1 pseudogene is annotated in these 1,228 nt (G+C 43.7%); it reads right to left on the bottom strand.

Annotation, left to right across the window (positions count from 1 at the left end):
* Nucleotides 1-104: 104 nt before the first annotated feature.
* Nucleotides 105-1,228 (bottom strand): annotated as a pseudogene (locus tag R8N28_RS25590) (serine protease); the annotation flags it as partial.

Here is a 1,228-nt window from a genome sequence, read left to right as displayed (position 1 = left end):
AACCTTAAATTAAAATCTTATCATTTTGACCAACATAGCAACTTACGACTAAAGTCCTGCTAATTTTGACCAAATATGCCAAGGTTTTGCTTTCTACAGCCCAATTATTTAAACGACGTTCCTACGATCAAATACACAGCTTCCATATCCTGCTCCGTACGACCGTATGCCAACATAATAGGTCCAATTGGCGAGTCCACACCAAAGAAAATTGATGCGGCGTTATACAATGGTGCTTCATTCAATTTCAGATCGTTGTCTGACCATGTACCGCCATGTTCTAGCGACGCGCCTACATAAACTGGCGCTTCAAACAATCCAAAATCATTGTCGAACCATTTGTAGCGATATACCAAACTGCTGAAGAATAAGTTTTGCCCAATCAAGCTGTTTCTCGGTATGCCTGACAAATGCAAAAAGCCCCCTAACTCACGAGGGTCCAGCGTTATCGACGAGTTTTTACTTTGCACAAAGCTATATTCTGCTTGTCCGACTAAAGTATGACGCTGATAGCTCATTGCCCCCTTAAATCGAGCGTCAATTTCATACACTGTATCTTCCACAATATCTTTAGGCTTGGACTGACCTATCTCTTCAGGGCTGGTATCGTGAGAAACCAAATATTCTAGGTCGACCAACAAACCTCGCGTAGGAAAAGCAAAATCATCGAGGGTGTCTAAGCGGTAATTGGCAAACAAGCCTCTTCGCTCAAAATCTAAATTGCCTACAGACGCCAATGTCGATAACTCAATGCTACCCGAAGAGTATCGACCGCCCAATCTCAACTCTTGCCACAACGTAGGCTGAATACCAATCGCTATCTCGGAAACAACCTCGGTATAAGACACTGGCAAAAAATCGTTCACCGAACTTAAACTCGAGTCATCATCACTGACCGGCAAGTTTCGCCCTTCACTGCTGTACGCCACCTTACCAGCAACAAAAAACTCTTGGCTCGACAGGACCGGAGAATACAGCTCCGCCTCAATGAGCTTATCTGTGCCCATCTCAACGTTGAGTGCCATTTCAGCACCGTGAGAGTTTAAGTTGGTAAAGTTAGTCGACATCCCTATGCCGTATTGGCTGTCGGTATCAAAGTCATCTTCGAGGAAGAAACGGAAGTTAAGGTAGTTTGGCCCCCAAGCTTTTTCGTTAACGTCAAACACCAATAAATTCGAACCATCGACTTCTTCAAAGTGATAAGTAATTAACTCAAATCGGTCCAATG

The sequence above is a fragment of the Vibrio sp. Vb1554 genome (assembly GCF_033344235.1).
This window is presented reverse-complemented; position numbering and strand designations above follow the sequence as displayed.